The sequence below is a fragment of the Cyclobacterium sp. 10D3-21 genome (assembly GCF_055809755.1).
Genome location: NZ_CM147924.1, coordinates 5,017,672 through 5,042,716 on the forward strand (window position 1 = coordinate 5,017,672; position 25,045 = coordinate 5,042,716).

Here is a 25,045-nt window from a genome sequence, read left to right on the forward strand (position 1 = left end):
TTTTTGTGAGGTACGTCAATTTTTAAAAGTGATTTAGCTCACTTTTAGCTTTTAAAACGACTTAAGGTTTCTCTGGATACGCCTAAATAGGAAGCAATTAATTTTTTAGGAACGCGTTGTATTAATTGTGGCAATTTGTTTACCAGGTATTCGTACCTGCTTTCTGCGGTCATAGTAAGTAAAGAAAGGATTCTTTGCTGTAGATTTATATAACCGTGGTTTGATTTAATTCTGAAAAAGTTGGCGACAGCAGGTACTTCTAAGCAAATCTTTTCCCTGTTCTCTAAAGACAAGCCGAAAAACTCGGAATTTTCAAGGCAATCCACAAAAATAGTCCCTGGTTCTTGATGTTGAAAAGCGCAATGATCGCTCACCCAATAGTTTTCCATTGCAAATTGAAGAATGTGTTCTTTACCTTTTTCGTCAATGGAATACGCTTTTACCAAGCCTTTAATAATCCAATACTCAAAATCCACAGGTTGCCCCACTTGAATTAAAAATTGGTGCTTTTTGAAGCGCTTATATTCAAAATGTGATTTTACAAAGTTCCACTCATCATCAGTTAAAGAAACTATTTCTTCAAAATGTTGTCTTAGTAAATGAAGTTTATCTTCCATATCGCAAATTTATTTTTTATTTCTGTTTATGGAAAGTTTGCCAGAGTTTAAAACAATCGATTAGTGATACTTGTTTTCAAATAGGTGGGTAGAGTAGATCCTGATTGCCTACTTAATTTAATTACCGATAAAGATAATAAGAAGTAAAGAATCAGCACCCCTTTATCAAACCGGATCCTGTTAAATACAGGACAGGCCCCGAGGAAAACGGGGTAAACAATAAAGTTTCCTTAAAATCGAGATCAACACTTCCCATCTACAGGTACACTTCTCGAAGCCACTATTGGTTTACGTGTGGGTATTTTAGCTTGCATATTTGAGCAGACAGCGCTTGAGCGTAACCCTCGGGTGGAGCTCTTCTAAATGAATAGCAAGTTACTTAATTAGGATCTACACCTACTGGATTGCAACAGCTTCTTGGCCGTTGGGTTTTTGCTATTTTATTTTGCAACCATTAATATTAAATTTTGATTGGTTCTATTTGCTTTTGATTGAATCATGAGGCCATTATTAGCCCATTATTTTTTTTAGCACGTAATTAGTTCCAGCCCCTGTAATTCCTACTTTTTCAAATAAATACTTTTTATCTACTAACTCCGTCAAGTCTCTTGTAGCTGTTGCTTTAGAAACTTCACAAAGTTCCTGATATATTTTATTGTTTATTTCTCCATTTTGGACGAGAAAAAATCCGCTAGGACTATCCATTCAACTCTTAACTGGCTTAGTAATAAATTTTATAGGATATTGGAATTTCGTTCTTTTTAAGAACCAAATACTTTTATCCATTTCCTTCTATTTTTTCTAAAGAATATAGCCCCAAAAAACAAAATTAATACTGTTGCCAAACCTACCATTCCAAAGAAAGGTGATTTTGGAATTCTAGTTAAAATTTCAGCCCCAAACGCTGAATAAAGTCCTATTACAGACCAATACATAAATGTAAAATGCCGAAATTTCCAGGTATTTAAGGGCTTTTTGGTCCAAACCGGAATCATTCCAAGTATAATTGTCAATAAACTGAAGAGCGTTGCAAAATGAAAAATCCCCCATCCATTGAATAACCTATAAATCATGAGTGCAGTTAAAATCAGAACTCCCATACTAATTAAATAAAGATAGCCCATTTTCACGTGCAGTTTTGTGCCTTTTTTTAGCATTAAAACAAGAGTTCCGAATAAAAGAGCACTACTAGATGAAATTAAATGAATTAATCCTGTAGTATCTCCAACTAAATTTTCCATTTATTGATTACCTTAACCATTTGATATTTAAAAGTCCGCCTATTTTTGAGGATCAAATTTTTATTAAATCAGAAATGTTGTTATTAAAGATGAACGGTATTTTTAATGAATGCTAACATTAGGGCATCTGATGTAGAAGACAATATAAGGACTAGTAACGCTAATTCAAATAGCTAGATACCTTAGGTGGCTCCCCACCTACAGGTATGGTACTCTTCTCTAAGCTACTATCGGTTCACGCTTTCGTATTTTAGCTTGCACATTTGAGCCTACAGAGCTTAAGCGAAACCCTCAAAGGTGAAACTCTTCTATATAAACAGCAAGTTACTTAGAGAGCATATACACCTACAGGATTACCACAGCTTCGTGACACAGCAATATCTCCTAAATGCTGTCGTATCTTACCGCCGAGTACTATGAACCATACATGTTATTGTGTATAGTTAATTAATTATTTTTTTAAACCATAAATTTTTAACTCGTCCCGATGAAATTCTAAATCCTGTTATTTGCTGTTTATCATTTCTTTCAAACTTAAAGCTATAGTGACCTCCACGAAACCTATCACTTTTGACCACTGAAACAGGGATATCTTCAGCGCGATTATGCGTAAACGTCAATTTACCGTCCTTTAAAACAGTTTCGTAAGTTGTATTTAACTCAGGACTAAAATACACTCCTACAAATTCTTTAAGATCCGAAACCTCATAATTTGGTGGCGTGAACTCATGCGATTCAATTGGATCATCAGCATTATTTACTGCCTCTGATTCTTTTTCAAAAGCATCCTTCAAATATAGGTCTGCAACTTGAAGTGCTAAATTCATAGGGTTGGATTGGCCTAAGTTACTAAATACCATAACGGAAAAGTGCTGATCAGGAAACCTACCTAAATAACTGCGATATCCAGCGTCAACTCCACCATGCTGAATTTGATTTAAACCTTTGTATTTGTTTATAAATTGACCATAAGCACCGCCAAATGTTTCACCGTTATTAAGCACTGCCAGCGTATTCATCTTGTCTACAATGGCTTTATCACCTACAGTAAATGATGAGAAATTCATAGCCCATAGGGCCAAATCTTCGACAGTTGTAAATAAACCAGTTGCGCCAACATTGGCGAAATTTAAGACACTTTTTTTGTATTTATTATCAGGTCCAGCCTGATAAGAATAGGCGCGGTTCTTTACAATTTTTTCATGATCATCATAAAAAAGTGTATTTGACATACTCAAGGGTTTAAAAATTTTTTCTTCGGTAAATGCTGCAAATGTTTTACCAGATATTCTTGCAACAACTACAGCCAATAAAGTAAAACCTGTATTGCAGTACATATAGGATTCACCAGGGTTAAAATTCAATTCTTTTTGCTGAGCAACTAATTTTAAAATGTGCGCTTTAGTGATAACGTCATCTTGTCTCCATCCCGCCATACCTAGTAAGCCCCACTGATCTCTCATTCCACTTGTATGTGAAGCCAAATGCCTTAAAGTAATTGTTTTTCCGAAATCAGGAACCTCGGGAATGTATTTGCGGATATCATCATCAAAAGATAACTTCCCTTCTTTTTCTAATAATAGGATTGAGAATACAGTAAATTGTTTTGAAACAGATGCAATATGGAATATGGTAGCAGGTGAATTTGGAATACCATATTCTAGGTTAGCGCTTCCATACCCTTTTTTAAAGACAATTTTCTGATCTTTAACAACAGCTACAGTGGCTCCGGGTTTATTTATAACATTAAAATCTCCAAAAATGCTATCCATTTTTAGTTCCAATGCATTAGAAAAACTGGCTTGTGCGACTAGGTTGGGTGAAAATAGTGATGAAGAAATTATTAGAATTGAAAAAAAACCAAAAGCTTTAATATAATTCATAATTACAATTGTTTTAGAAAATCACCTGGTAGGGTAAAGGGATGTGTCCTATCATTTGTTAGCATTTTGTTTTATTCTAGGGTCAAAATTCATGGCTGTTTTAGCAATCACTTTTATTCGAGAAGAGTCCGAGTGGTGGGGATTAATTAAATAATTGTACTCTTGGTTAACAATGCAGCTAGGTACTTTTAATACGGCTGCTCCACCGTCTTTTACAAAATCGTCTCCTATAAATTGCGTTTCTAATATTGGAGGTCTTGAATCCCAGTTTTCCGGTAAGTCTGCAGGATCTATTTCAAGGATTTGAATGTCATCCGGAATATCAACTTCGACATAATACCTGTCATTTGGTAAGTCTTCATTTAAATCCAAATGAACAGAGACTTCCAAAGTTGCTAATGCACGAGATTCTGCGGTATAAACTAGATAAGTGTTAAGGCTATTCCATCTATATCCTTCTGTTAAAGCTGCCCCAATTCCTTTTAGGGTGGTTTTTAGGTGTTTTTTCCGTTCAATTCTGTAAACTCTCATTACGCCATATTGCCATATTCAAGTCTATTAAGGGCGTTTTTCACCTCTTGAATACCTGTAACCGAATCGAATAAGCTCTCCGGTTTTACTCCACCTAAAGATAAATTTGGCTTCTTAAGCCATCTTTGAAACTTTTCGGATTCATTATTAAAGACTTCCGAGCCAAAATCAAGAAGTTCTGTTAACAATAGTACTACTTCACTATCTCTACCACTTAGTAATTCTTTTCCCCTTTTCTTTTTATTGTAAGTAGTTTGAGGCACACCAAAAAGGGTTAAAATTTGTTTTACGGGAAGATCAGTTCTTTTGCTAATTACCTCAATTGAGTCATAAGGAAGCCCTCTTCTAATAATACCCACCCTTTCCATCTTATTGGTCCAAGCATATTCTCCACCTGGAACTTTAATAATCCAACCAGTCCTTTTTTTTCTTGTAGCTCTCGCTCGCTTGACACTTTTTTCCGTGTCGAATTTCGTAACTTTTTGAAAGTGTGTTTCCATATAAAAGCAATTCTATTGTAATATAGTAACAAAATTGCTTTGTATAAAATTTCAATACGAAATAAATGCTGAGGCACTTGTAAGGAGTGCTAGTAATTATTAAAGGTATTAAACGAGCACGATTTGGGGGTTGAATCTGGTTTCTTGGCATCCAGAAACAAGAACAAAGAGCTAAGCCAATTTAAATGACAAAAGACAAATCGCATCATTATAGCTTAATGGTTGGCGGGTCGTGCTATTAACATATTGTTTCTTCATTTTCGTCAATATCATCGTCTTTGTCTTTGGTCGAACATTTTGATATTTGGTCATCAGAGAATTTTCTGGCAAACTCGTGTTTTAATTGAGGGTCAGCATAAATTCTATTCTTATCGAATTGACTTATCCATTTTTCAAATTTTTCAATAAGGTCAGTGTTTTCAATTTTTAAGTGTCCTTGGTACTTCTTAATAATCGGTTTTAGATTGGCTGGAAGTGGACGGGGTTCTTCACCAAAATAGTAGAAGTGATTTGATAGTAAAGCGTTTTGTCCACTAAGGTCTCGTTCTCTATTTGTCTCATTATGTACTCCCTTCCTCATTATCGGGGCGGTTCTATTTCCATAATCGTAGATACAATCACCCATTCTTTTTCTCCAATCACGGTCAAACCATCTTGGAATTTTATTTTGTAGATTTTCACGGCAGAATTGGTCGTATTCAGACAAACTCATTTTGTCTGTTATTTTCATCGCGTAAACAACGCTGTCAGAAAGGTCGAATTTGTAGCTATCATTGATTTTTGAATTTTTCGAACCTGTCCCGATTATCCAATCTTCAATTCTTGCAGTTCGTCTAATTGCAGGTTTACAAATTGTCAATGTACATGTCCCCCAAAATGGATTAGGAGCTGCTCCATAATCAATCTTCAATACGTATGAGTAAAGTCGTTTCATTGTCTTTCTTTGCTTGCCGCCTTAGAGTAGCGCCTGATAGCCTACTCTTCCAATACCTGTAAAGTTAATAATACGTAGCAAAGAATCAGCTCCCCTTTCTCGTATCGTATTCTGTAAAATACAGGACAGGCTCCCGAAAATACGGGCGAGGTTATGCGATCTCAATTCCGCAAGCCTTACAGAAAACAATAGATTACCGCTGTAATTAATATTGCCACTAATATCACTTTTACCCCCCTATCCTACTTCGTTGCTTTTTGCCGGAAGTTCCTGAGCACGGTCCCTGAGCCTGCCGCAGGGTGCCGAAGGGTCCTGAACATTTCTCTGGGTTCAACAGCATTTATACTAAGCTGTTCCAGTCGTTAGAATGTTTAGTTAGTGGCCATCCGTTTTTTATCCTTTCATTTTTTCATTACATGAGCCACATAATTTGCGTGATTCTCATAGCCGTTATTCTCTGGATTTTCCAAATCAATCATACTTCCTAAGCCGGTATCAAAAACTTGCCAACCATGTTGTTTTGCAAGTTCTATCAATTCGAATAATGCATTTTCCCCGTACAAACTCAGCATTTTATTACTTACCAATTCATTATCGGTAAAGAAGTCAATTGAAAAGTCTTTCCCTTTTATTGCTCGGTGGTTATCGTCCTTAATAACGTATTCAAATGATTTTTCGAGGATTCCTGTGAAGTCCATTGGTTCGAGTTTATCCTCGTCAAGATCTTCAATTGAACTTATTGTTTCCTTCGAGCAAAACAATACAATATCCCAGCTCATATTTTCAAAAGTTTTCGGTGTTTGATATTTAAGCGTTTAGAATAGTCAGAGTCAATTGTATCAATAAGATCTTCCTGAATTTTAAAAAGTTGAATTCTGAAATCTTCATTTTCATTCCTGTTCTCTAATTCTAATCGAGTCGCCATTTCAAAAGTTACTGCATCAAATACCCAAAAAAGGATTTCTTTCTCCTCAGCGGTATGGCGTCTTAGTAATTCTTGTCCTCTTTCAACTACTACCCAGTGAAGCTCATTACCTATAACTTCTATATGTGGTCTGGCAAAATCTTCAGAAAAACCATAGGTTGGCAAAGACTCTTTGGGAGCATTAATTCTACTTGCAAGTTTCTCTATTTTTGATTGTATAAGTTCCATTGAACGGTGTAGTAGCGCCTGATAACCTACTTTATTAATCCCTATAAAGATAAAAGAAAAATTAAACTATCAGCCCCCCCTTCATCAAACCCTACCCTGTTACATACGGGACAGGCCCCGAAAAAACCAGGCAGGCAATGAAGTTATCCCTTATGCGGCTTTCCAGTAGCGTTCTTTATTGAAATTCAATTACCACAATTTCTCAACCCCTCGGACCATAACCTTTCATCGAAATGACCTCAGGATAAGCCCTGGAACACCTATGTCTTAGGTTTTTTAAGACCTCAAAAATCAATGAAGCAAGTACTTAAAAGCGTTAATAGACAATCAATTCGTCTACTTTTTAATAATTTTACTGCCACGTAATTCCCTGAATTACCCAACAAAACCAATCCAATCCCCATAGCAGAAAGCTACCGGAGCTTGAGTCCAATCCTGACTGCTCAGGACTACAAAGAACCGCAGCCTTAATCGCATCATTGTAGCTTAATTGCTACCTGCTGCCATTTTTAGATGTTTCTTTTTGTTTTTGTTATTCTGTAAATGTGGTTTTTGTAAGTTCAAGGCTGCCACTCCACAAGTCTTTTTGAAAAACCTTTTTATAAGAATCAACAGATGTTTTAACAACTTTCCCATCCGAGAAATAAATTCCCTTCAAGTCTTTGTACTTTTCAGAATACGCAAGTTTTGCTAAATTTCTTCCTGCTTGAGCTGGTGTATGTATGTTACTTTTTAATAAGGTCAAAACAGGGAATACGTTTTTCCATAAAAATCGCATAACAGGTGAATAAGTTTTGGCAAGTCCTGTTCCTGGTGTCATTCCTGGGTCATAGGCATTTACCCTAATATTTGTTTCTTTTAATCGCTCTTGTAATTCATAAGTGGTCATTATGTTACACAATTTTGAAGTAGAATACCTTCTTTGTCCAACTATGTTAGTTTTTTCGGAAGTTTCTTTTGAGAAAGCAAGCTCTTGAACACTGGTATACATTGGTGGTTCTATTGGTGTTTTAAGGTAAGCATCCGAGCAACCCATATAGAATAATTTGGAATTGCGGGATTTTATTTTTTGAGGGACTATTTAGCGTTGTACTTCTCCCAATTAGAGGGTAGTAGTTGATAGAGATCTTTTTGCTTGTGGCTCTGGATTCTTTCGAATACATCCTTGAGCCATTCAAACTCATTAACTTTGTTCTTTTTGCAACTGGCCATGAAAGAATACATGGCTGCTGTCATTTCTGCTGCTTTGTGTGATCCTGCAAACAGGTACGCTTTACGTCCTATCGCTAATGGACGAACCGCATTTTCTACCAGATTGTTGTCTATCTCCATTTGTCCATGTAGTGTATAGGCACTCAATCCTACCCATCTTGATCTGGCATATGCTATGGCTTTGCCCATTGGGCTTGTTGGTCTGTGGCTGTACTGGTGTTTGTCCAGCCATAGTCCTAGTCTGTCCAGAACAGGGGTGGCATGCTCTTTTCTCTCCTGAGTTCTCTGTAGGTAGTCAAGCCCCTTTTCTCTCATCTGTGCTTCCAGCTTGTAGAGTAGTTGCATCTCATCTAGAACATGGTTCGCATGTTTTTCATTGTCCTTGATTGCTTCGACAAACTTGCGTCTGGCATGTGCCATACAAAAAGTTAAATGAATAGTGTCATGTTTCCCATAAAGGGAATCATATACCTTGTAGCCATCCGTTTGGATGATACCTTTAAAGTCAGAAAGCATTTCTTTGGGACCCGATCGATCCCTACCTCTTCTGTAATCAAAGAGTACTAGGCGGTCTACCGGTGCATGGTAGAGCCACATGTATCCCTGATGAATACCGTTTTTGTGATCTCTATCCAATACTTTTACGGGTGTTTCGTCCACTTGCAGGTACTTTTGCAAGAGTACCATCATGCGAAGCAACTCCCATAGTGGTTCTAGATGTTCCCAGCCCCTCATTACCCAGTCGGAGGCACTTGAAGCTGGAATTCTTACCCCCATCTTGCTGTATTTGTCCAGCTGCCTGTGTAGTGGCATTCCATAGACATATTTATCTACGGTAAGCTGGGCAATCACAGATTCTGAAGGTATTCCCTTTTCTATTACTCTGTCTGGTAAGGTACCAATGAGTATGCCCTCACCATTTGGTTTTGCGTATTTTGGACGTACGTAACGTTTTACATAAAAAGATGCCGGAACTACCTCCAATACTTCGGTTACTTCCTGACCTATCTGCACACAGCCTTCAGTAGATTCGTTTGGTTCTATCACCACTTCTTCCCTTTTAAGGTCTTCGGGAAGAGGCATACGCCCAGTTTCTTTGGCTCTTTTCTTTGGTTTGGCCTTTTGTTTTGCACTAGATACAGATTCTGAAAGCTCTTCCTGGACAGCTTGAGTCGTACCTAGTTCAAAAAGGCCCATTTGACCTTCTGCTACATTAGCCGGTCTCTTTTCACTTTTACTGCCGAAAAGAGCGTTCCGAAGCTTGTTAAGTTCATGTTGCAGGTCCTCGATTAGTTCCTGTTTTATAGAGAGATTTTCCTCCTTTTCGGAGATGGTCAACAAAGACTCCTGATGGGCCTTGAGCTCCTGCTCATATAGCTTTTTGTAGTCGATTGTCTCATTTTCCATAACATAAAAATAAGTATAAAAAATGGGTTTAAAGTGGTTTTGAGGTACTTTTTTACTTCAAAATCATTCTTTTTTTTAGGCTCTTTTTGACGGGGTATATCGGGTCCTGTAGCGCACCGATTCCAGCCTTACCCCCTGTAATAGGAAGCTAAGTTGATTACTTGTGATGGCTGTTCCGGTAAGGACAGGGCGCTCAAAAGTACCTCGTTCCAACTTTTTGATATATAAGGCAAAACCATCTTTGTCCCATTGCAAAAGTCGGATTTGGTTGCCACGTTTACCTATGAAAATGAATACATCTCCATTCATGGGGTCAAAGCCCAGCTTGTTGCGTACCAATCCAGAAAGTGCATTGATACCGAAACGCATATCGGTGGGCTTGTCGTATAAAAAGTAACGACATGAAGAGGATAGGGCAAGCATTTGTTAACCAAGAAGGGTTTTAACAAACTCGGGTGAAACCTCATCATAGAGTTCCAGGCTAACTCCTGAAGGGTAATGAATATGGGCTATTACACGACCATGTCGACCAACAGAAGGAACCGGATCTAGCAATTGAAAGCCTTTTCCTTCGGTGGATTCTTCTTCCTTTGTGCTGAATTTTTTGGTCCAATAATAAAAAGTTGTCCGAACTATCCCATGCATGTCGGCAAATTCTGACTTACTAACCCCTGAGGATAACCATTCTTGATATAGTTTACGCATATTGCCTTCTGTCTGTCTTTTCATGACACAAGTTTAGCAACAGATCTTCAATACTAAAAGATGTAGTTTATCGGACGGATACGTTTTAAGTGATGGGTCGTGTGTTTCGCTAGATGTGAATGTTATGTGTCCGTCATTTTTCATTAAGGGCAGCAATTGCAAAGTCAAGGCAAACGAACCGAGATGATTCACACCAAATGTCTGCTCAAATCCATCAACCGTATATTGTGTTTCGCCAATATTCTGTACTCCTGCATTATTTATCAAGATAGAAATGGAATTGTTTTTTTCCTTGGCAAATGATTCAGAGAACTTTCTTATAGATTCTAAAGAAGCCAAATCCAATTCCAAGCATTTTAGGTTTTTATGACCTGTCTTGTCTTTTATTTTTTCTATTATGCCTTTTCCTGCTCCAATATTTCTGGCAGGAATGATAATTTGTTCGTTTTTGGCAATTTGAGCCATTTGTAAAGCACACTCAAAGCCAATTCCACTGGTTGCTCCTGTAATAATTATTGAATCCATATTTTTTTTGTCTTTTATTAAAATGATGAAGCAAAGTTCAGCACTTCAAAAGCAAAAACATTTGCCATTTGGCAAATAATGAATTCATGTATATTTAATTCATTTTAAAGGCTACATGGAATTCGTACCGAAAGCCTTCGGTTCTCATTTCAGATGCTTTTTCGAATCCTACTTAACGATGATTGAGTGATTCCTAAATATGAAGCGAGATAGGAAAGCGGAATTCTGTTGGCTAAATTCGGAAACTTTTCAAGAAAACTTAGATACCTTGTTGTAGCATCTTCGGCTAACATTGGACTTAGTTTATTTACCTTTTCAACCAATGCTTTTTCGGTTATTTTATTGATAATGCCGTCCCACTGAATGATAGTAGCTGATAAATCGTTGAGTGATTCTGTTGAAAATACAAATAGTGTACAATCTGTTACAGCCTGAACATATTCGGAAGAGGGGATTTTTTGATTGAAGCTGTTTATGTCCACTGCAAAATTATTTTCATCAACAAAGTATTTAGTAATTTCATCACCTTTGCTGTTATAATAACATACCCGGAAAATACCTTCTTCAATAAATGCTACTTGTTTTGGTATTTTTCCTGCTTCGGAAAAATAATCGCCTTTTTTCAATTCCAATACCTTTGCTTTTCTTTTTATCATGTCAATTTGCTGTTGATTTAACTGCCCAAATTCCAACAGATAGTTTATTAATTTGTCCATAGCACAAAGGTTGTTATTGGATTTTATTCGGAATTTGTCAAATAGCAAAAAGGTGGATTGATTTTCTTATAATGTTATTTGTACGGTTTTTCTAGTTGCAGAGTAATGTAGCGCCTGATCCCCTACTTTATAATTATATATAAAGATAATAAGAAGTACCAAAGGATCAACGCCCCCTTTATCAAACCGTACCCTGTTAATTACAGGGCAGACCCGAATAAAAAATAAAATTTTGCTCATACGGCGTAGCGATAGCCTACTTTATTGAAATCCAATAACCTATTGCCCGTCAAGCATCTTTCTTTATCAAAATAGCTTCAATGGAAGCTCTGGATCACTTATAGCTTGAGTTTTCGGAGACCTCTAAACCAAAGAGACAAGGACTTAAAAACACTATCGGAGAATCAGTTCGTCAAGTTTCAATAATTTTACTACCACCTAATTCCCTTAACCAACCAACAAAACCTATCCAATCTCCATAGCAGAAAGCAACAGGAGGCTGAGTCCAATCCCGATCGATCGAAATTACAATAAACCGAAGCCTTATTCGCATCAATGTAGATAAATTATTGTAGCCAGTACTTTTTACTGTTAGTACTTTCCTGTGTGTTGAGGACAGACACACTCTTACCGCATTTATGGTCGTAAGCAAACGCCCATCCCCCTATCAATAGTTAGGTTGGGGTCGTTTGGTTAATTTTCCACCTGTGGGGCAACAGGTCGGAGAATCTGCCTTCATAGTTCATGTCGTTTAGTTTCCTCAGCACGTCGAGCAGCCAGTCACGTGGATTGACTCCATGCTTTTTGCAGGTGGCGAACAGGGAGTAGATCATGGCGGCGTTCTGGGCGGTGGCGTGGGTGCCAGCGAACAGGTAGTTTTTCCGGCCCAGGGCGATCGGCCTGATGGCGTTTTCTATCAGGTTGTTATCGATCTGCAGCTGTCCGTGGGCGGTGTACAGTTTCATGCTGTCCATGAGTGGGAGTGCGTATGCGATTGCCTTTCCTATTGGGGAGGAAGGGAGCACCTTGGGGTACTCGGCGAGCATCCAGTCGTGGAGCTCCCGCAGTACGGGCTGGGATTCGGCCACCCGCTTCTCGACGACGAGGTTTTCTGACAGGGGCGGTTCGGCTTCCCTGATCTGTTTTTCCACCGCGTACAGTTTGGCGATATGCGTCACCGCCCAGGTGGCCCTTTCCCTGTCGTAACCGGCGGCTTCGTCGAATTTGCGGCGGATATGGGCCATACAATAGTAATGTTTTATGGCCTTGTTGTTGCCAAACAGGCTCTGGTACACCTCATAGCCGTCTGTTTGGACCACTCCGGTATAGTTGGCCAGCATTTCCGCCGGGCCGGATTTGTTCCTGCTGGTCCGGTAGTCAAAGATTACCAGCCCATCCGCGGGTGCATGGTATGCCCAGATGTACCCCCGGTGGGTGGAACCCTTTTTCGATCCGTTTTCAAGCACCTGCATCCGGGTTTCGTCCGCCTGCAGGTAAAGGTTAGCGAGCGTTTCCCGTTTGAGTGCCTTGTAGAGGGGGGTGAGTGCCCTGCAGGCCGCGTTGGTGTTGTCGATGAGCGTGGAGGCGGGGATTTCGAGCCCTATCCGCAGGAACATCTGCCGCTGCCTGTAGAGGGGAAGGTGGTCGACGAACTTGGAGGTGAGCAGATGGGCCAGCACGGATTCGTCAAAGAGTCCCCTGTTGACGGTCCTGGAAGGGATGGGGGCGATCAGCACGCCCTTTTTGTCGGTTTGGGAGGGGTCGGTGAGAGCCCATTTCCTGCGGATGATCCTGCGGACCTTAAAACTGGCGGGCACCATCACCAACACCTCCTTGGTCTCCTCCCCGATAACTTTGTAGCCTTCAAGGTCTTGGTTGGGGTCTATGATCTCGATCTCCCGCTCCAGACTTTCGGGAAACACCATGCGGGGACGGCGTGCGGCTGCCTTCACGCGCTTGCGGCCCTGTATGTCCTGCTCGCGGTTGTTCTGCTCTGCCTCGGTGGCGGTAAGCTCCTCGGAGGCCCGCAGGTCGGCATCCCCGGCGCCCAGCGGGAAGATGCCCAGCTGCCCGGTTACCCGGTTGTCTGATTGACCCGAGGCGAACTTCCTGTACCGGAGTTCGGCCGCTTCCATGAGTGCGAGCTTGAGTTTGAGTTCCGTTTCCAGGAGCATGCGCGTGCTTTCGGCCAGCTGTTTTTGGCTTTCAAGGTAGAGCGTTTTGTAGTCCGTTACGGCTGTGTTCATAGTATAAAAATAAATACAAAAAATGACTTTTTGGCATATTAAGGGCATTTTTTTACAATCTTTTTCGCTTTTTTTTCAAGCGGAAACACTCCTTTCATACCGTCTTCTGAGCTGTACGGAAGCCAGCTTCACGCCCTGAAGAACCAGGCTCAGCTCCCGGGAGGATATTAACAGTTTCCCGTTTTTGGGACGCTCGAAAGTACCCGCCTCCAGGCGCTTGATGAACATGGCGTACCCGTCCCTGTCCCACTGGAGCAGACGCAGCTGGTTGCCGCGCTTGCCGATGAAGATGAACACGTCACCCGAAAGGGGATCAAGGCCCAGGTTGTTTTGTACAAGGCCGGCAAGGGAGTAAATTCCGCAGCGCATGTCAACGGGCTGCTGGTATAGAAAATAGCGCGCCGACGAGGAAAGGAACAGCATACCCTGTTTACGACATCAGTGTCCTGAGCCATGCGGCGTCCGGCAGGCGGTGAAAGGAAAGGCTGGCACCGTTGGGGAAGTTCAAGACCACAACAGGATCCGGTCCGGGGCCGTTGACGCGCAACTCAGTAAAACCCGTATCCGCATTTCCTTCCTGCCCAAACTTTTTGGACCAGTATCGGAACGTGGCGTACTTGACTGAGGCTTGCTTGCAGAACAGACCGACGGATATACCGCTGGCCTTCCAGTCTTCATATAGGGAATGATAATAATCCCTGGGGGAAATAGTTGTTTCTTGTTTCATGAGGGCAAAGGTCTGGAACTGCTACCAAAAAAAACAGATGGGGGTGGGCGTTCGCTTACTTATGGTCTTTGTGTTGGCTAGTGCGAATGCGGTATGTGTGTGACTGCTACATGGGCTATAATGTCGTTTGATTAATGTATTTTGATAAACTTGAAACCATTTTGTCAGAACAACCAATTGCCTTGTTTAAAACTTCTTTCAGGTCTTCCTTTCTCATTTTAAGTCGTCTAATACCAATTGCGAGCAAAAATTCCATTAAAGCTTCACCGTCTGCTGAATCGTATTTGTCAATGATGCTTAACAGAAATTCTTTCATTTGTAAACTAAGTTCGCTGTCAAGGTCGTAAGCGAAATACTGAGTCTTTCCACTTCTAAGCAATGATGCTTGAATAATACCGTCATTAAATCGGTGAAAGTTTCTAGGACTTAGCATATTTCTGACATAGTTTGTCTGCTTAAGTGACGGATGTGAATTGATTTGCTTTTGTTCAAGGTTTGAAATGATTGTCGAAATAGTAAAGTAAACTTCAGATTGGGCTATTTCATTTTCTTTATATTCAAATGAAGTCCAGAACGCAAAATTCTTCCTCAAGCGTAAATCCTGTTTACCTACAGTTTTCAGAAAAACATCATTACTAAAGCCACGAAGTTTTTTGTTATCACGAAGAATTTCAAGTCGTTCATTTACATAGCTATAAACTTCTGGCTCTTTATCTTCGTCAAGTGAACCTATAAAGTCTTCAAAAAAGATTTTTTCCAGTTCCCAAGAAGTTTCGGTTTGCTGTATTGAACAGTAAATTGTTTCAACTGCAACAAATGGTCGTTCATCGCTTTTGTCTTTACCTTTCTTTAAATCACTAATTAGGTCAGTTGAGAACTTGTTATTTAAAGGACGGTAAATACCAACGAAATAAACCAAATTCAACTTCTCCATATTTCGCATTAATCGACTTATCTGTAATAGTTTTTTACCTGTGGTAATGCAAGAAGCAACAATCACTACAGCTCCCGATTCTTCTTTGATTTTACTTGTAAAGTCTGAATCTAGTTTTATTAGCTCGGGATTTATGCTTGATGGAATTTTAGTAAGGATATGCTTTGCAAGTTCTTTCGAACCGATGTCAGGGAGATACAAAAGATATTTGGTGTTTGCAGGTATATATTTATCAATGTATCTATTTAGTGCTTCGTCAAACCTTTTAAACTTGGTTAAGTTCTTTAGTATAAAAACAATATCAAAATATACTTCGTAGTTCGCATCAGGAAAATTGTCTTTGTAATAGACCTTAATTACTCCTTCGTTTAGCAATCCGCTTTTGTAGTGTTTAGCAAATGTTGCGATACTCTTAGCGAAATACTCAGGCTTTATTGTTAGAAGATGTCTTTCAACTTTCGGTTGAACAGTAAGAAATACATCACCACGAATATTTATTGGTCTTGAATGGTTCTTACAAAGTTTACAATCTTCTGGGTTATTGTAAGTTTCAAATTCTTCCTCTCCTAATTGAAATTCAGTATCCTTTGTAAGGTTGCAAATGATATTAGCATTGTGGTTTAAAAATTTGTCATTTGGGCCTAAAAAGTAAATAACTTGAATCTGTTCCTTATCGGCTCTTTTTTCCTTTAATAGCCTATCAATAATATTGCCTGATGTAGAAGATGAAATTAATACTAACGATTCAGGAGAAAAACTATCAGTGCTTTTTTCAAATAAATCGTATGATTCAAAACTGTGAACAATAGGGCAATCAAACTCCTGCTTAAACCTTCTTCTCAATTCAAAAACTGAATATGGTAGAACATTGATAGATGAAGTATCACAGTAAATAATATTTCTATCCTTTGCATGTTTCAAAAGTTGAACAGCGAGGAAAAATATTTCTGATTGATTTATCAAAACATTTCCTGTTCGAATAAACTTAGAACAGTGTTTATTGCTAGGAAAAACAAAGTGATGGTCAGGAGTTGATTCAACCAAACCACCATTGTTTTTGAAAATTACGGTTGAACCGCTTCTTAGTAAATGTGAAACGAACTTAGATTTATTTTTGGGTTTTTCACCTTCAATTAAAGTTAAACTTCCGTCAGAATCATAATCATAAATCATTAGGCATTTATCAAAATAGTCTGCCGATTTACCCGGAACCCTTTGGAATGTAATCTCTCTGCCTGATTTGAAAAATTCTAAGGAGGAAACATCAAGATATTTCGGAACGAGTACTACCAATTTGTCAGTAATACTATGTTCCTGAAAAAAGTTATTTAATTCTTGAGCCAATTCATTCTGTGAGCCGATTTTCGTTTTGTGAATAAACAATACCGTAACTCTCAGTTTTCCTGTTGAAGAAACTACGTCTTCATATTGGTATATAAAGTAGTTTCTCATTGCTGATTAAATTCTAAGGGATAAAAAATAGAAAGTAAAGTGCCTTCGGCTGCTGGATATACACTAAAATCGTTGGTGCTGTTATTCTGGAAATCATTCAACTGAATTTCACTTGCATTATCATGATGATGATAACGATTGTTTCTCATGTCACGAAAAACATCTGCCCGTCCAGTTTTTATCCTTACAAAGCCTTTTCCGTCCAGTGTTTGCATAACTCTATCAAGCCCAATGCCTTTAATTTCACCTCTAAATCCGTCAGCAGAAGTATTGTGTCTGTATAAACAATGTTTAATAATTTCTATCTCTTCGGAAATGTTCAAATTATAGTCGCTTATCTTTTTGTATCGTTTCACAAATCCAGGCCCACTATCCAAAATCGAAATTTCTAATAGATATAAGTCACCTTGTTGATTAACACTAAATCCTGAATTGAAATATTGAACAAGACCTGCATAATTTTGAAACTGTTCAATGAATTTGATAATAGGTTTCTTGTGAAATTTCAATTGCAACGCACGAATATTTGGATAAAGATTGTAGCCCAGTTCATTCGTTTTTGCATGTTCATGTGTATTCGTGAGAAGTTCGTGGATTATTGCTATAAAGTCATCGTAGTGATCTTTTACAGCAGTTCTAAAAACTTCTTTATTGAAGTCTCCAACTTTTTTAAAGGCATTGAAAAGGTTAAAGCTAAGTGTGGTTTCATTACCTAGTTCTCTGAAATTCTTGTAAAGGTGGCGTGAAAGTCCTCTGTTTGATTTATCGTGGTCGAAGCAGTAAATAGGAACCGAAGTTCCTTTTAAGTCGAAAAAATCCATTCGGTTGAAGTATTCCTTGCTCGGAAGTTTTAATTCACCTTTTATGTTTTCTCCATTCGCATTTACAATTTCTTTCTCCCAAGCTAATACAATAGAAGGATAAACAAATTCATTGTTATCCAAATATTCAATTGCTTCTTCCGTGTTGTTAACTGGTAGTTTCAATTTTCCTGAACTATTATTTCTTACCCAAGTGGATAAAAATTGCAAATAGGAGAACAATAGTCCGAAATCCAGTTTTTCTATTTTTTTAGGCAAATGCACATCAATCACAGCATCATTTGATGAAGCGAGTTCAGAATATAGATTCTGAATTTTGGGTATCGATATGTTACCTGTTACTTTAATCATTTTTTGTCTTTTGAGAAGTCCGGGCACTAGTAAGAAAACAGCTCTTTTACAAGCTGAAGTTTTGACTTGAGTGGTAGGGCTTGTAAATGTGCTTTATTGTGCATTGCCTTTTCATTTCTTTTTCATTTCTTTTTCTTTATGATTTTGTCTTATCTGTATTAGCTAGTAGAATACAGCCTGATAGCCTACTTTATTCATGCCTATAAAGATAATAATAAGTAGCAAAGAATCAGTAACCCTTTATCAAACCGTACCCCGAAAATACTGGCAGGCAGTGAAGTTTACTCTCATACGGCTAACCGATAGCCTTCTTTATTTGCTTTTCACATGAATCTACCAAGCATTTGCACAATCCATTTATAACCAACCCACCCCTATGACTCTGTTAGACCATTACACTTCACATTGCTGTTAATCCTTGCAACGTTCCAGGGTTTGAGACCGTCAAAACTCTCCCCAACGACTGATACACTTCTCGAAGCTACTGGGTTCACGCTTATGTATTTTAGCTTGTACATTTTAGCATACCGAGCTTAAGCGTAACCCTCACTTGTGGAGCTCTTCTAAATGAACAGCAAATTATTTAATTAGGATTTACACCTACTGGATTATCACAGCTTCGTGGCACACTAACGGCCAAATATAAGCTTAGTGCGGGTTTCGGAGCTATTCACTGTCCGCATACCGCAAAGTTTATTAGGAGAAAAAATGATCAATTTTAGCCATTCAGCCCGCATTACGCTTATACAATGTTGAACGAATCCTGCTAAGGCAGGAAGCCGGCAGTTGTTGCCGTTTCTTCCTACATTAGACTTATCGTTAATATTAAACATTTTAAGCTATGAAAAAAAAAGCAATCTATCATTGAAAAAGCCTGTGAAAATGTTCCGGGATTTGATTTACAACTCAAAAGGCTCCGAAGATCAATAACCATTTCGGGGAAAAGTCAAAGCACTCTCAACAATTACGCTCGATGCCTGGCCCATATGGGACTACATCTCAACTCTGATCTGCTTGAACTTGATGACGAAGTCATACAGGACTACCTCCATTTTCTCAAGCGTAAGCACCATACTCCCTCCGACAGTTTCTTTAAACACACCGTTTACGGACTCCGCTACCTTTTTCGAATCTTTGACAGGAAAGAAAGCAGCGTTATTCTGCCCTCAATTGAACGACCAAAAAAACTCCCTGTCGTCCTTAGTCAGCAGGAGGTTAAGGAGCTATTAAAGGCTCCAAAGCTACTCAAACATCGCCTAATCCTTGCTTTACTTTATGGCTGTGGGCTACGAAACTTTGAGTGCTGCAAGCTCAAGATTACGGATATCGATCTTGACCGAAAAATGCTCCATATCCGGGAAGAGGACCGAACGTAAAGAAACTGTCCTGTGGACAGTTTTAGTAAGGGGCCAGGCTGCGGGTGGGGCCGAAAAGACCGATATGTTCCTCTCTGCGATCTTCTTACAAGAGGGATTAAAACGTACTTGGAAGTAGAAAAACCTGTCGAATATCTCTTTAACGGCAAGAACAGTGCTGGTGAAACTGTTCCCATTAGTGCAAGGGGTGTGCAGTGGGCCGCACGTGAAGCCAGACGAGCTAGTGGTATACTCAAGCAAGTTACCGCTCACTCTCTTAGGCATAGCTATGCTACCCACCTGCTCGAAATGGGCACTGACATCTTTACGCTCAAAGAACTCCTCGGCCATGTGGACATTAATACAACGCTAATTTATCTTCACGTGGCAAGGGTCGGCAGGAAGGCCCCGTTTAGCCCATTGGAGAAACTTTATGAGGGATAAGCATTCTGCCTGTCAGCTTGCTGATATTATCAGAGCCTTACACAACGATATTCCTGCAATAGCTCCCAATGCTTGGAAAGCCCGTACCCTCTATGCGCTGATGCGTTGCCGAACCGCTGAGATGGGAGGGCATATTGATCGTTGCGATAATCCTGATTGTAAAAAGCTACACCTGAGTTATAACAGTTGCCGAAACAGGCACTGTCCACGCTGTCAAGGACACCTACGTGAACGCTGGATACAAAATAGAGAAAAGGATCTGTTGAATGCCTCCTATTTTCATGTCGTGTTCACCTTGCCTGACACGCTCAATGAATTAGCATTGACCAAGCCTTCTGAGCTTTACCACCTGCTGTTTCAAACCGCATGGTCAGTCGTCAGGGACTTTGCTGCCAACCCCAAGTTGCTAGGTGCAAAGACTGGAATGGTAAGTGTGTTACATATCCCGATACGCTTCGCTTCGGGACAGGCTATGGGGGCAGAACCTAAGCTTACACCCTCATCTGCACTGCATTGTTCCTGCTGGTGGTCTAACACCTTCCGGTAAATGGAAGGCTTCTCTCTCCAAAGGGCGATTTCTTTTTCCGGTAAAGAAAATGTCTACCGTATTCAGAGCAAGAATGGTGCAGGCACTAAGGGAAAAGAAGTTGTTGGCCCCGAACACTGCAAGGCAATTGTTCTCCAAGAAATGGGTCATCTATTGCAAAAAACCATTCTTCGGCCCAAAACAGGTCATTGAATACCTAGGTAGGTATTCTCACAAGATTGCCATTAGCAACCAATGGATCAAATCACTTCAAAACGGTGAGGTTCAATTTACGGTAAAGAACTACCGGAAAGAGGGCAAAAAAGAAACTTGTAGGTTAACAGCTCCTGAATTCCTAAGAAGATTTTCATTACATATCTTACCCAAGGGTTTTACCCGCATCAGACATTATGGAATCCTGGCCAGTGCCTTCAAGGCAACACATAAGGTCAGTATCGACAGTCAAATCGGTAAGGTCGTAATAGAATTAAGAGAAAAACCGGCTTCCCTGTTCAGAAAGTGTTCTTATTGCAAAACCGGAGAACTACATACAGTGGCGTGCTTCGACCAAAGAGGGCCTCCAGTCACCTGGTTTAACAAAATCAAGAAACAAAATAATAAGCATCAATTAGCTTAAAGGGACAGGTATGTCCAAATGGTAATAACAGCCTAAAATTCACACCAAAACCGTTTACCTATTCAATAATAAATACTAAAAAAAGGAACCCTAGGACAAAGAACAATTTAAAATCAGAAACTTTTTCATTCTCACATCGCTAAAAAAGCAAAAGAAGAAAATCATTCCCCATAGTAAACCAAGTTCCCAACACCCTTCGTTCAATCGAGTAGACGGTCGTGAGCCAAAAGCCCACGATGCGCCTCTCACACCACCGTAGTGCGACAAGAAGTCGCATAGATAACTGTTTAACGTTCGATGAACGATTAAACCTTGTGTTCCATCACAAGTAGCCTATGGATACGTGCATTTCTGGTAACGGAATTGTGCGAAGCTATCCGGACAATATAGCCCGTAAAGAGATTCTGTGAAGAATCTCTGTTGCGCACTAACGTCAGGTGCGGGGGAGTTAGGCTTGATGGGTATGGTCAACATATGTGAACTGCTGATAAATGTCGTGACGTGTAGATAGCGAAAGACGTTGACACGCTGTGACCAAAACGGTAAGGGGTATAGTTAGCAGGCTTTGCGGTTTCTGCTACATGGATTTCGATTCCCCCGGCAAAGAGGCAGGACCTAACCCCGTCCGTTATCTAAGCGGAACTTGGTAAGCCCGCAATCTTTCCCGGAATTCCGGGATTAGCCGGCTGCAAAGCAGGCCCAACGGGCTGCGGGTAAAGGAAAGACGGAGAAAGCAAATGCTACCATCTAATGTGGTAGATAGGCCCACTTCCGTCATGGTACTCTTTTACGAGAAAATTACAGTAAGACTTCAATGAGGAAAACGCAAATGAATCCGACAAATGCCGGATGTGCATCCCCAACGACATGGGACGATTGGAACTCCATTAATTGGAAGAAGGTCGAACGTGGCGTAAAGTCACTGCAATCACGTATCGTAAAGGCCGTCAAACAAAAACATTTTCACAGGGCAAAAGCACTTCTGCACCTGATGTCAAGGTCATTCTACGGGAAACTGCTCGCAATTTTCCGGGTAACCTCCAACAAAGGCAGCAGAACCCCAGGTGTGGACAGGGTACTCTGGAACACGCCGGGGAGAAAGTGGAAAGCCACTGAACTTCTCAAAGTCAGGGGATACAAAGCAAAACCACTCAGACGAAAATCCATCAAAAAGAAAAACGGAAAGTACCGGCACCTGGGCATACCCACCATGGCGGACAGGGCCATGCAGGACCTGTTCAGGCTGGGACTGGACCCGATAGCGGAGACCACAGCGGACTTGAACTCATACGGGTTCAGGCACAAACGCTCGTGCGCAGACGCAATCGTCCAATGCCACAATGTGCTGTGCCAACGCAATTCGGCCGAATGGATATTGGAAGCGGACATCAAAGGATGTTTCGACAACATTTCGCACGAATGGATCCTGCAAAATATCCCCTTAAGCAAAATGGTTCTTGCCCAATGGCTCAAGGCGGGCTACATGGACAACAAACAATGGTTTCCAACAGAAAGTGGAACACCGCAGGGTGGTATAATCTCGCCTACAATCGCCAACATGGTACTTAACGGAATGGAAAAAGAAATAAACATCCATGCCGGACACAAAGGGGGGAGAAACCCCCACAAAATTAACTTCATCCGCTACGCGGACGACTTTGTGGTGACCTGTAGCGACAGTGAATATCTTGAAAGTGAGATAAAACCGCTAATCAACGGGTTTCTCTCCAAGAGGGGACTTGAACTCTCCCGGGAGAAAACCAAGATTACCCATATACGCAAGGGTTTCGACTTTCTGGGCTTCAACATCCGCAAATACGGTGACAAATGCCTCACCAAACCCAGGAAGGATTCAGTGAAGTCAATCATGGCAAGTATCGGTGGGGCTACAGCCAACCATAAGTCCGTGACGCAGGCAGAACTCATCCGCATGATCTCTCCAAAGATCAGGGGGTGGGCCAATTACTACCGCCATTCAGCCGCCTCAAGAACCTTTGCGCTTCTGGACCATAAAGTTTTCAGATTACTGTGGAAATGGGCCAAGCGCAGACACCCCAAGAAAGGAAGCCGATGGGTCAGGGTAAAATACTTTAAGACCAAAGGCAACAGAAATTGGGTATTTGCCGCCGAGGAAAAGGAAAAGACATTTGAACTTCCACTCTTCGAAGCCGCCAAGATAAGGAGGCACGTTAAAATAAGGAACAACTCTAACCCTTATGACAGGGAATGGGAAAGTTACTTTAAGGAAAGGATGATTCAAGGAAAAACTACACCTAAAAACCTCAAAGAAAGCCGACTGGCTTGATGGCCGGACTGCCCCTTGGCAGTCTTTAGAGTGCTTGAGCCGTATGAGGGGAAACTCTCACGTACGGTTCTTGGAGGGGAAAGGGGGAGTGATCCCCCTGACCTACTCGACCGTACGGTTCTCGTATACGGCGGTTCATTGAATCTCAGGTTTAAATTTCAAGTAATAATCCTGCATACTTTGATAACCTTTTCTTCGGAGTCTTGAAAGAGTAATCGTGGTTCCCAAAATTGGGCTTTGAGCTACTGCCCATCCTCCTTTTCTGGTCCTACTCCAAGCATACGCTAAACCTTGTGAAACTCCCAACCTTATCAGATTTTTACGTTTCCGCACTGGCTTTTTCCAGTCATGCCAAATACAGTATCTCAGACGATTCCTCAACCACTCATCAAGCTTAATAAGTTTGGATTTTATATTAGCCAGACGATAATTGTTTATCCAGCCCATCCATACCTCTCTGAGTTTATAAAGCCGCACTTTAAAACTGTATGGCAACGTTTTCTTGGTAATGCCTTTAAGTTTTCGCCTTAGATTCTCCCAACTACCTTTCTTGACAACTAATTGGTAGTCGCCTTTTTCCCTTTTCCCGTAAGTAGGAGTAAATCCATGTCCAAGCAACACGAATTTTGTAGGTCTTCTAATACCGCTCTTTTCCCTGTTAATGGGCAATTCCAGCTTGTTTTTGAGGAACAAGTAAACTTCATTTCCCACCTTTCGGGCCTCTGCCTTGGACTTCGTATAAACACTAAAATCGTCAGCATAACGAACGAATTTCAACCCTTTACTTTTTAGGTATTTGTCCAGTTTATCCAAGAGAATATTAGATAACAGCGGACTCAGGGGACTTCCCTGTGGCAATCCTTTTCTGCGTTTGTGCAGCTTCCCATTAATCTGGATCGGTGCTCTCAACCATTTTCGAATCAGCCACAGGATTGTCGGGCATTTTACTTTATTATAGATTAGTTGCAGTAGTTTGTAGTGCTGTACTTCATCGAAAAACCCTTTCAGATCAATATCCACAATGTCCTGATAGCCATCATTGATGTTATTAAGAGATTGGGTTACTGCTCCGTGAAGATTCTTTCCAGGACGGAAACCAAAGCTTTCTTCTTCGAAACCTAATTCAAATTGGACCGCAAGTTGTTGGCTAACCGCCTGTTGAAGCCATCTGTCCACTACACACGGAATCCCTAGTAATCTAGTCTTTCCGTTACTCTTGGGGATCTCCACCCCTCTGATAGCTTTCGGTACATACTCCCTGCTAAGAATTTCGGTTAGCAAAGATGGTTTATATTGGTCTATAAAGGACTTCAAACCATTCACTTCCATACCATCTACTCCTGCAGAACCTTGGTTTCCTACCACTTGACGATAGGCCCTATAAAGATTTTTGGATTGTAGTACTTTTCCTATCATTGCTTTCTCTTCCTTGTCCGCTTAAGGTTAGGCTATACCGATTACTCAGCATTCCAAACCGAATTAAGACGCGATTCAATGTTCAGTCCTTCATTATCAAGTGAGGCCTCTGTAGCTCTTACAGCTCGTTTCCGATAACTAATATGACTTCTGCTGACTTCTTGGCACATAGAAACTGAATCTATTCCAAGACCTCCCCAGGTAATGGCATATTCCTTCCCCCAATATCCACTGGATCTACCGGTAAGACACCTGTTAGTTACCCAACCTTTGGACGTCAGTATGGTGTGCTACCTCATCCTACCTTACCGGCCTCCGTATCCAGTTCCTGTTCGTTGGAACCGGGGTTTGCAGTCTCGCTTCCTTCAGTGCTTACCTCACGGCAAACCACCTTGCGACTTGCTAAT

At 40.5% G+C, this 25,045-nt stretch carries 22 protein-coding genes and 2 pseudogenes; 3 read left to right on the forward strand and 21 right to left on the reverse strand.

The genetic code is table 11. The annotated features are described in order from the left end of the window. Positions 1-44: 44 nt before the first annotated feature. From AC0L7T_RS19340 to AC0L7T_RS19435, 20 genes are all read right to left on the reverse strand, one after another. Positions 45-617, reverse strand: coding sequence for a Crp/Fnr family transcriptional regulator (locus AC0L7T_RS19340; RefSeq protein WP_473337666.1), 573 nt, complete (start codon positions 615-617; stop codon positions 45-47). Positions 618-1,127: 510 nt separating this feature from the next. After that, positions 1,128-1,322, reverse strand: coding sequence for a hypothetical protein (locus AC0L7T_RS19345; protein WP_473337668.1), 195 nt, complete (start codon positions 1,320-1,322; stop codon positions 1,128-1,130). A gap of 56 nt (positions 1,323-1,378) precedes the next feature. Beyond that, positions 1,379-1,858, reverse strand: coding sequence for a DUF2306 domain-containing protein (locus AC0L7T_RS19350; protein ID WP_048642886.1), 480 nt, complete (start codon positions 1,856-1,858; stop codon positions 1,379-1,381). A gap of 443 nt (positions 1,859-2,301) precedes the next feature. Then, a complete protein-coding gene (locus AC0L7T_RS19355) occupies positions 2,302-3,741 on the reverse strand; it encodes a serine hydrolase domain-containing protein (protein WP_473337671.1) in 1,440 nt (479 codons plus the stop codon). A gap of 51 nt (positions 3,742-3,792) precedes the next feature. Further along, positions 3,793-4,272 carry an RES family NAD+ phosphorylase gene (locus AC0L7T_RS19360; RefSeq protein ID WP_473337672.1) on the reverse strand — a complete coding sequence of 160 codons (480 nt, stop codon included), beginning with the start codon at positions 4,270-4,272 and terminating at the stop codon, positions 3,793-3,795. Then, positions 4,272-4,772 (reverse strand): type II RES/Xre toxin-antitoxin system antitoxin, encoded by a 501-nt coding sequence (gene parS / locus AC0L7T_RS19365; protein WP_473337674.1) that lies wholly within the window; start codon positions 4,770-4,772, stop codon positions 4,272-4,274. Before parS ends, AC0L7T_RS19360 begins: the two co-directional genes overlap by 1 nt. A gap of 238 nt (positions 4,773-5,010) precedes the next feature. Further along, complete coding sequence (locus AC0L7T_RS19370) at positions 5,011-5,706, reverse strand: Nmad2 family putative nucleotide modification protein (protein ID WP_473337676.1); 696 nt, start codon at positions 5,704-5,706, stop codon at positions 5,011-5,013. 401 nt (positions 5,707-6,107) lie between these two features. Then, on the reverse strand, positions 6,108-6,485 hold the full coding sequence (locus AC0L7T_RS19375) for a hypothetical protein (RefSeq protein ID WP_473337677.1): 378 nt from the start codon (positions 6,483-6,485) through the stop codon (positions 6,108-6,110). Then, positions 6,482-6,859, reverse strand: coding sequence for an Imm63 family immunity protein (locus AC0L7T_RS19380; RefSeq protein WP_473337679.1), 378 nt, complete (start codon positions 6,857-6,859; stop codon positions 6,482-6,484). The genes AC0L7T_RS19375 and AC0L7T_RS19380 overlap by 4 nt, the downstream gene beginning before the upstream one ends. 532 nt (positions 6,860-7,391) lie before the next feature. Then, complete coding sequence (locus tag AC0L7T_RS19385) at positions 7,392-7,895, reverse strand: Rossmann-fold NAD(P)-binding domain-containing protein (protein ID WP_473337681.1); 504 nt, start codon at positions 7,893-7,895, stop codon at positions 7,392-7,394. Between the two features lie 41 nt (positions 7,896-7,936). Further along, entirely contained in the window at positions 7,937-9,478 is a 1,542-nt protein-coding gene (gene tnpC, locus AC0L7T_RS19390) for an IS66 family transposase (RefSeq protein ID WP_473337683.1), read from the reverse strand. A 75-nt stretch (positions 9,479-9,553) separates the two neighbouring features. Then, a complete protein-coding gene (tnpB, locus tag AC0L7T_RS19395; protein ID WP_473337684.1) occupies positions 9,554-9,901 on the reverse strand; it encodes an IS66 family insertion sequence element accessory protein TnpB in 348 nt (115 codons plus the stop codon). Between the two features lie 3 nt (positions 9,902-9,904). Next, positions 9,905-10,207 carry an IS66 family insertion sequence element accessory protein TnpA gene (tnpA, locus tag AC0L7T_RS19400; protein ID WP_473337686.1) on the reverse strand — a complete coding sequence of 101 codons (303 nt, stop codon included), beginning with the start codon at positions 10,205-10,207 and terminating at the stop codon, positions 9,905-9,907. A 9-nt stretch (positions 10,208-10,216) separates the two neighbouring features. Beyond that, the gene (locus AC0L7T_RS19405) at positions 10,217-10,708 is read right to left on the reverse strand and encodes an SDR family NAD(P)-dependent oxidoreductase (protein ID WP_473337688.1); all 492 of its coding nucleotides are present in this window, start codon (positions 10,706-10,708) and stop codon (positions 10,217-10,219) included. A gap of 149 nt (positions 10,709-10,857) precedes the next feature. Beyond that, the gene (locus tag AC0L7T_RS19410; protein WP_473337690.1) at positions 10,858-11,424 is read right to left on the reverse strand and encodes a Crp/Fnr family transcriptional regulator; all 567 of its coding nucleotides are present in this window, start codon (positions 11,422-11,424) and stop codon (positions 10,858-10,860) included. Positions 11,425-12,098: 674 nt separating this feature from the next. Then, the gene (tnpC, locus tag AC0L7T_RS19415) at positions 12,099-13,670 is read right to left on the reverse strand and encodes an IS66 family transposase (RefSeq protein WP_473337324.1); all 1,572 of its coding nucleotides are present in this window, start codon (positions 13,668-13,670) and stop codon (positions 12,099-12,101) included. A gap of 75 nt (positions 13,671-13,745) precedes the next feature. Further along, a complete protein-coding gene (gene tnpB, locus AC0L7T_RS19420; RefSeq protein WP_473337326.1) occupies positions 13,746-14,093 on the reverse strand; it encodes an IS66 family insertion sequence element accessory protein TnpB in 348 nt (115 codons plus the stop codon). A gap of 7 nt (positions 14,094-14,100) precedes the next feature. Further along, positions 14,101-14,397 (reverse strand): IS66 family insertion sequence element accessory protein TnpA, encoded by a 297-nt coding sequence (gene tnpA / locus AC0L7T_RS19425; protein WP_473337328.1) that lies wholly within the window; start codon positions 14,395-14,397, stop codon positions 14,101-14,103. 115 nt (positions 14,398-14,512) lie between these two features. Further along, positions 14,513-16,783 carry a hypothetical protein gene (locus tag AC0L7T_RS19430; protein ID WP_473337691.1) on the reverse strand — a complete coding sequence of 757 codons (2,271 nt, stop codon included), beginning with the start codon at positions 16,781-16,783 and terminating at the stop codon, positions 14,513-14,515. Next, entirely contained in the window at positions 16,780-17,955 is a 1,176-nt protein-coding gene (locus tag AC0L7T_RS19435) for a hypothetical protein (protein WP_473337692.1), read from the reverse strand. Before AC0L7T_RS19435 ends, AC0L7T_RS19430 begins: the two co-directional genes overlap by 4 nt. Before the next feature lie 986 nt (positions 17,956-18,941). Here AC0L7T_RS19435 and AC0L7T_RS19440 point away from each other — a divergent pair. The 3 genes and pseudogenes from AC0L7T_RS19440 to ltrA (AC0L7T_RS19450) all read left to right on the forward strand — a co-directional run bounded on the left by AC0L7T_RS19440 (position 18,942) and on the right by ltrA (AC0L7T_RS19450) (position 23,222). Continuing rightward, positions 18,942-19,754, forward strand: a pseudogene (locus AC0L7T_RS19440) (tyrosine-type recombinase/integrase). After that, positions 19,744-20,917, forward strand: a pseudogene (locus AC0L7T_RS19445) (IS91 family transposase). Before AC0L7T_RS19440 ends, AC0L7T_RS19445 begins: the two co-directional pseudogenes overlap by 11 nt. An 814-nt stretch (positions 20,918-21,731) precedes the next feature. Next, a complete protein-coding gene (gene ltrA / locus AC0L7T_RS19450; protein ID WP_473337693.1) occupies positions 21,732-23,222 on the forward strand; it encodes a group II intron reverse transcriptase/maturase in 1,491 nt (496 codons plus the stop codon). A 135-nt stretch (positions 23,223-23,357) separates the two neighbouring features. Here the strand turns inward: ltrA (AC0L7T_RS19450) and ltrA (AC0L7T_RS19455) are convergent, their stop codons facing one another. Further along, positions 23,358-24,638, reverse strand: a complete 1,281-nt coding sequence (gene ltrA, locus AC0L7T_RS19455) for a group II intron reverse transcriptase/maturase (protein ID WP_473337694.1) — start codon at positions 24,636-24,638, stop codon at positions 23,358-23,360. Positions 24,639-25,045: the final 407 nt, after the last annotated feature.

What these genes read in the sequence shown, in the direction of transcription:
- tnpB (WP_473337326.1), bottom strand. Translation starts at nt 14,093, where the DNA reads ATGCTGTTCCTTTCCTCGTCGGCGCGCTATTTTCTATACCAGCAGCCC.
- tnpC (WP_473337324.1), bottom strand. Translation starts at nt 13,670, where the DNA reads ATGAACACAGCCGTAACGGACTACAAAACGCTCTACCTTGAAAGCCAA.
- AC0L7T_RS19430 (WP_473337691.1), bottom strand. Translation starts at nt 16,783, where the DNA reads ATGAGAAACTACTTTATATACCAATATGAAGACGTAGTTTCTTCAACA.
- AC0L7T_RS19340 (WP_473337666.1), bottom strand. Translation starts at nt 617, where the DNA reads ATGGAAGATAAACTTCATTTACTAAGACAACATTTTGAAGAAATAGTT.
- ltrA (WP_473337694.1), bottom strand. Translation starts at nt 24,638, where the DNA reads ATGATAGGAAAAGTACTACAATCCAAAAATCTTTATAGGGCCTATCGT.
- AC0L7T_RS19345 (WP_473337668.1), bottom strand. Translation starts at nt 1,322, where the DNA reads ATGGATAGTCCTAGCGGATTTTTTCTCGTCCAAAATGGAGAAATAAAC.
- tnpC (WP_473337683.1), bottom strand. Translation starts at nt 9,478, where the DNA reads ATGGAAAATGAGACAATCGACTACAAAAAGCTATATGAGCAGGAGCTC.
- ltrA (WP_473337693.1), top strand. Translation starts at nt 21,732, where the DNA reads ATGAGGAAAACGCAAATGAATCCGACAAATGCCGGATGTGCATCCCCA.
- AC0L7T_RS19375 (WP_473337677.1), bottom strand. Translation starts at nt 6,485, where the DNA reads ATGAGCTGGGATATTGTATTGTTTTGCTCGAAGGAAACAATAAGTTCA.
- AC0L7T_RS19410 (WP_473337690.1), bottom strand. Translation starts at nt 11,424, where the DNA reads ATGGACAAATTAATAAACTATCTGTTGGAATTTGGGCAGTTAAATCAA.
- AC0L7T_RS19385 (WP_473337681.1), bottom strand. Translation starts at nt 7,895, where the DNA reads ATGGGTTGCTCGGATGCTTACCTTAAAACACCAATAGAACCACCAATG.
- tnpA (WP_473337328.1), bottom strand. Translation starts at nt 14,397, where the DNA reads ATGAAACAAGAAACAACTATTTCCCCCAGGGATTATTATCATTCCCTA.
- tnpA (WP_473337686.1), bottom strand. Translation starts at nt 10,207, where the DNA reads ATGAAAAGACAGACAGAAGGCAATATGCGTAAACTATATCAAGAATGG.
- parS (WP_473337674.1), bottom strand. Translation starts at nt 4,772, where the DNA reads ATGGAAACACACTTTCAAAAAGTTACGAAATTCGACACGGAAAAAAGT.
- AC0L7T_RS19435 (WP_473337692.1), bottom strand. Translation starts at nt 17,955, where the DNA reads ATGATTAAAGTAACAGGTAACATATCGATACCCAAAATTCAGAATCTA.
- AC0L7T_RS19405 (WP_473337688.1), bottom strand. Translation starts at nt 10,708, where the DNA reads ATGGATTCAATAATTATTACAGGAGCAACCAGTGGAATTGGCTTTGAG.
- AC0L7T_RS19355 (WP_473337671.1), bottom strand. Translation starts at nt 3,741, where the DNA reads ATGAATTATATTAAAGCTTTTGGTTTTTTTTCAATTCTAATAATTTCT.
- AC0L7T_RS19350 (WP_048642886.1), bottom strand. Translation starts at nt 1,858, where the DNA reads ATGGAAAATTTAGTTGGAGATACTACAGGATTAATTCATTTAATTTCA.
- tnpB (WP_473337684.1), bottom strand. Translation starts at nt 9,901, where the DNA reads ATGCTTGCCCTATCCTCTTCATGTCGTTACTTTTTATACGACAAGCCC.
- AC0L7T_RS19380 (WP_473337679.1), bottom strand. Translation starts at nt 6,859, where the DNA reads ATGGAACTTATACAATCAAAAATAGAGAAACTTGCAAGTAGAATTAAT.
- AC0L7T_RS19360 (WP_473337672.1), bottom strand. Translation starts at nt 4,272, where the DNA reads ATGAGAGTTTACAGAATTGAACGGAAAAAACACCTAAAAACCACCCTA.
- AC0L7T_RS19370 (WP_473337676.1), bottom strand. Translation starts at nt 5,706, where the DNA reads ATGAAACGACTTTACTCATACGTATTGAAGATTGATTATGGAGCAGCT.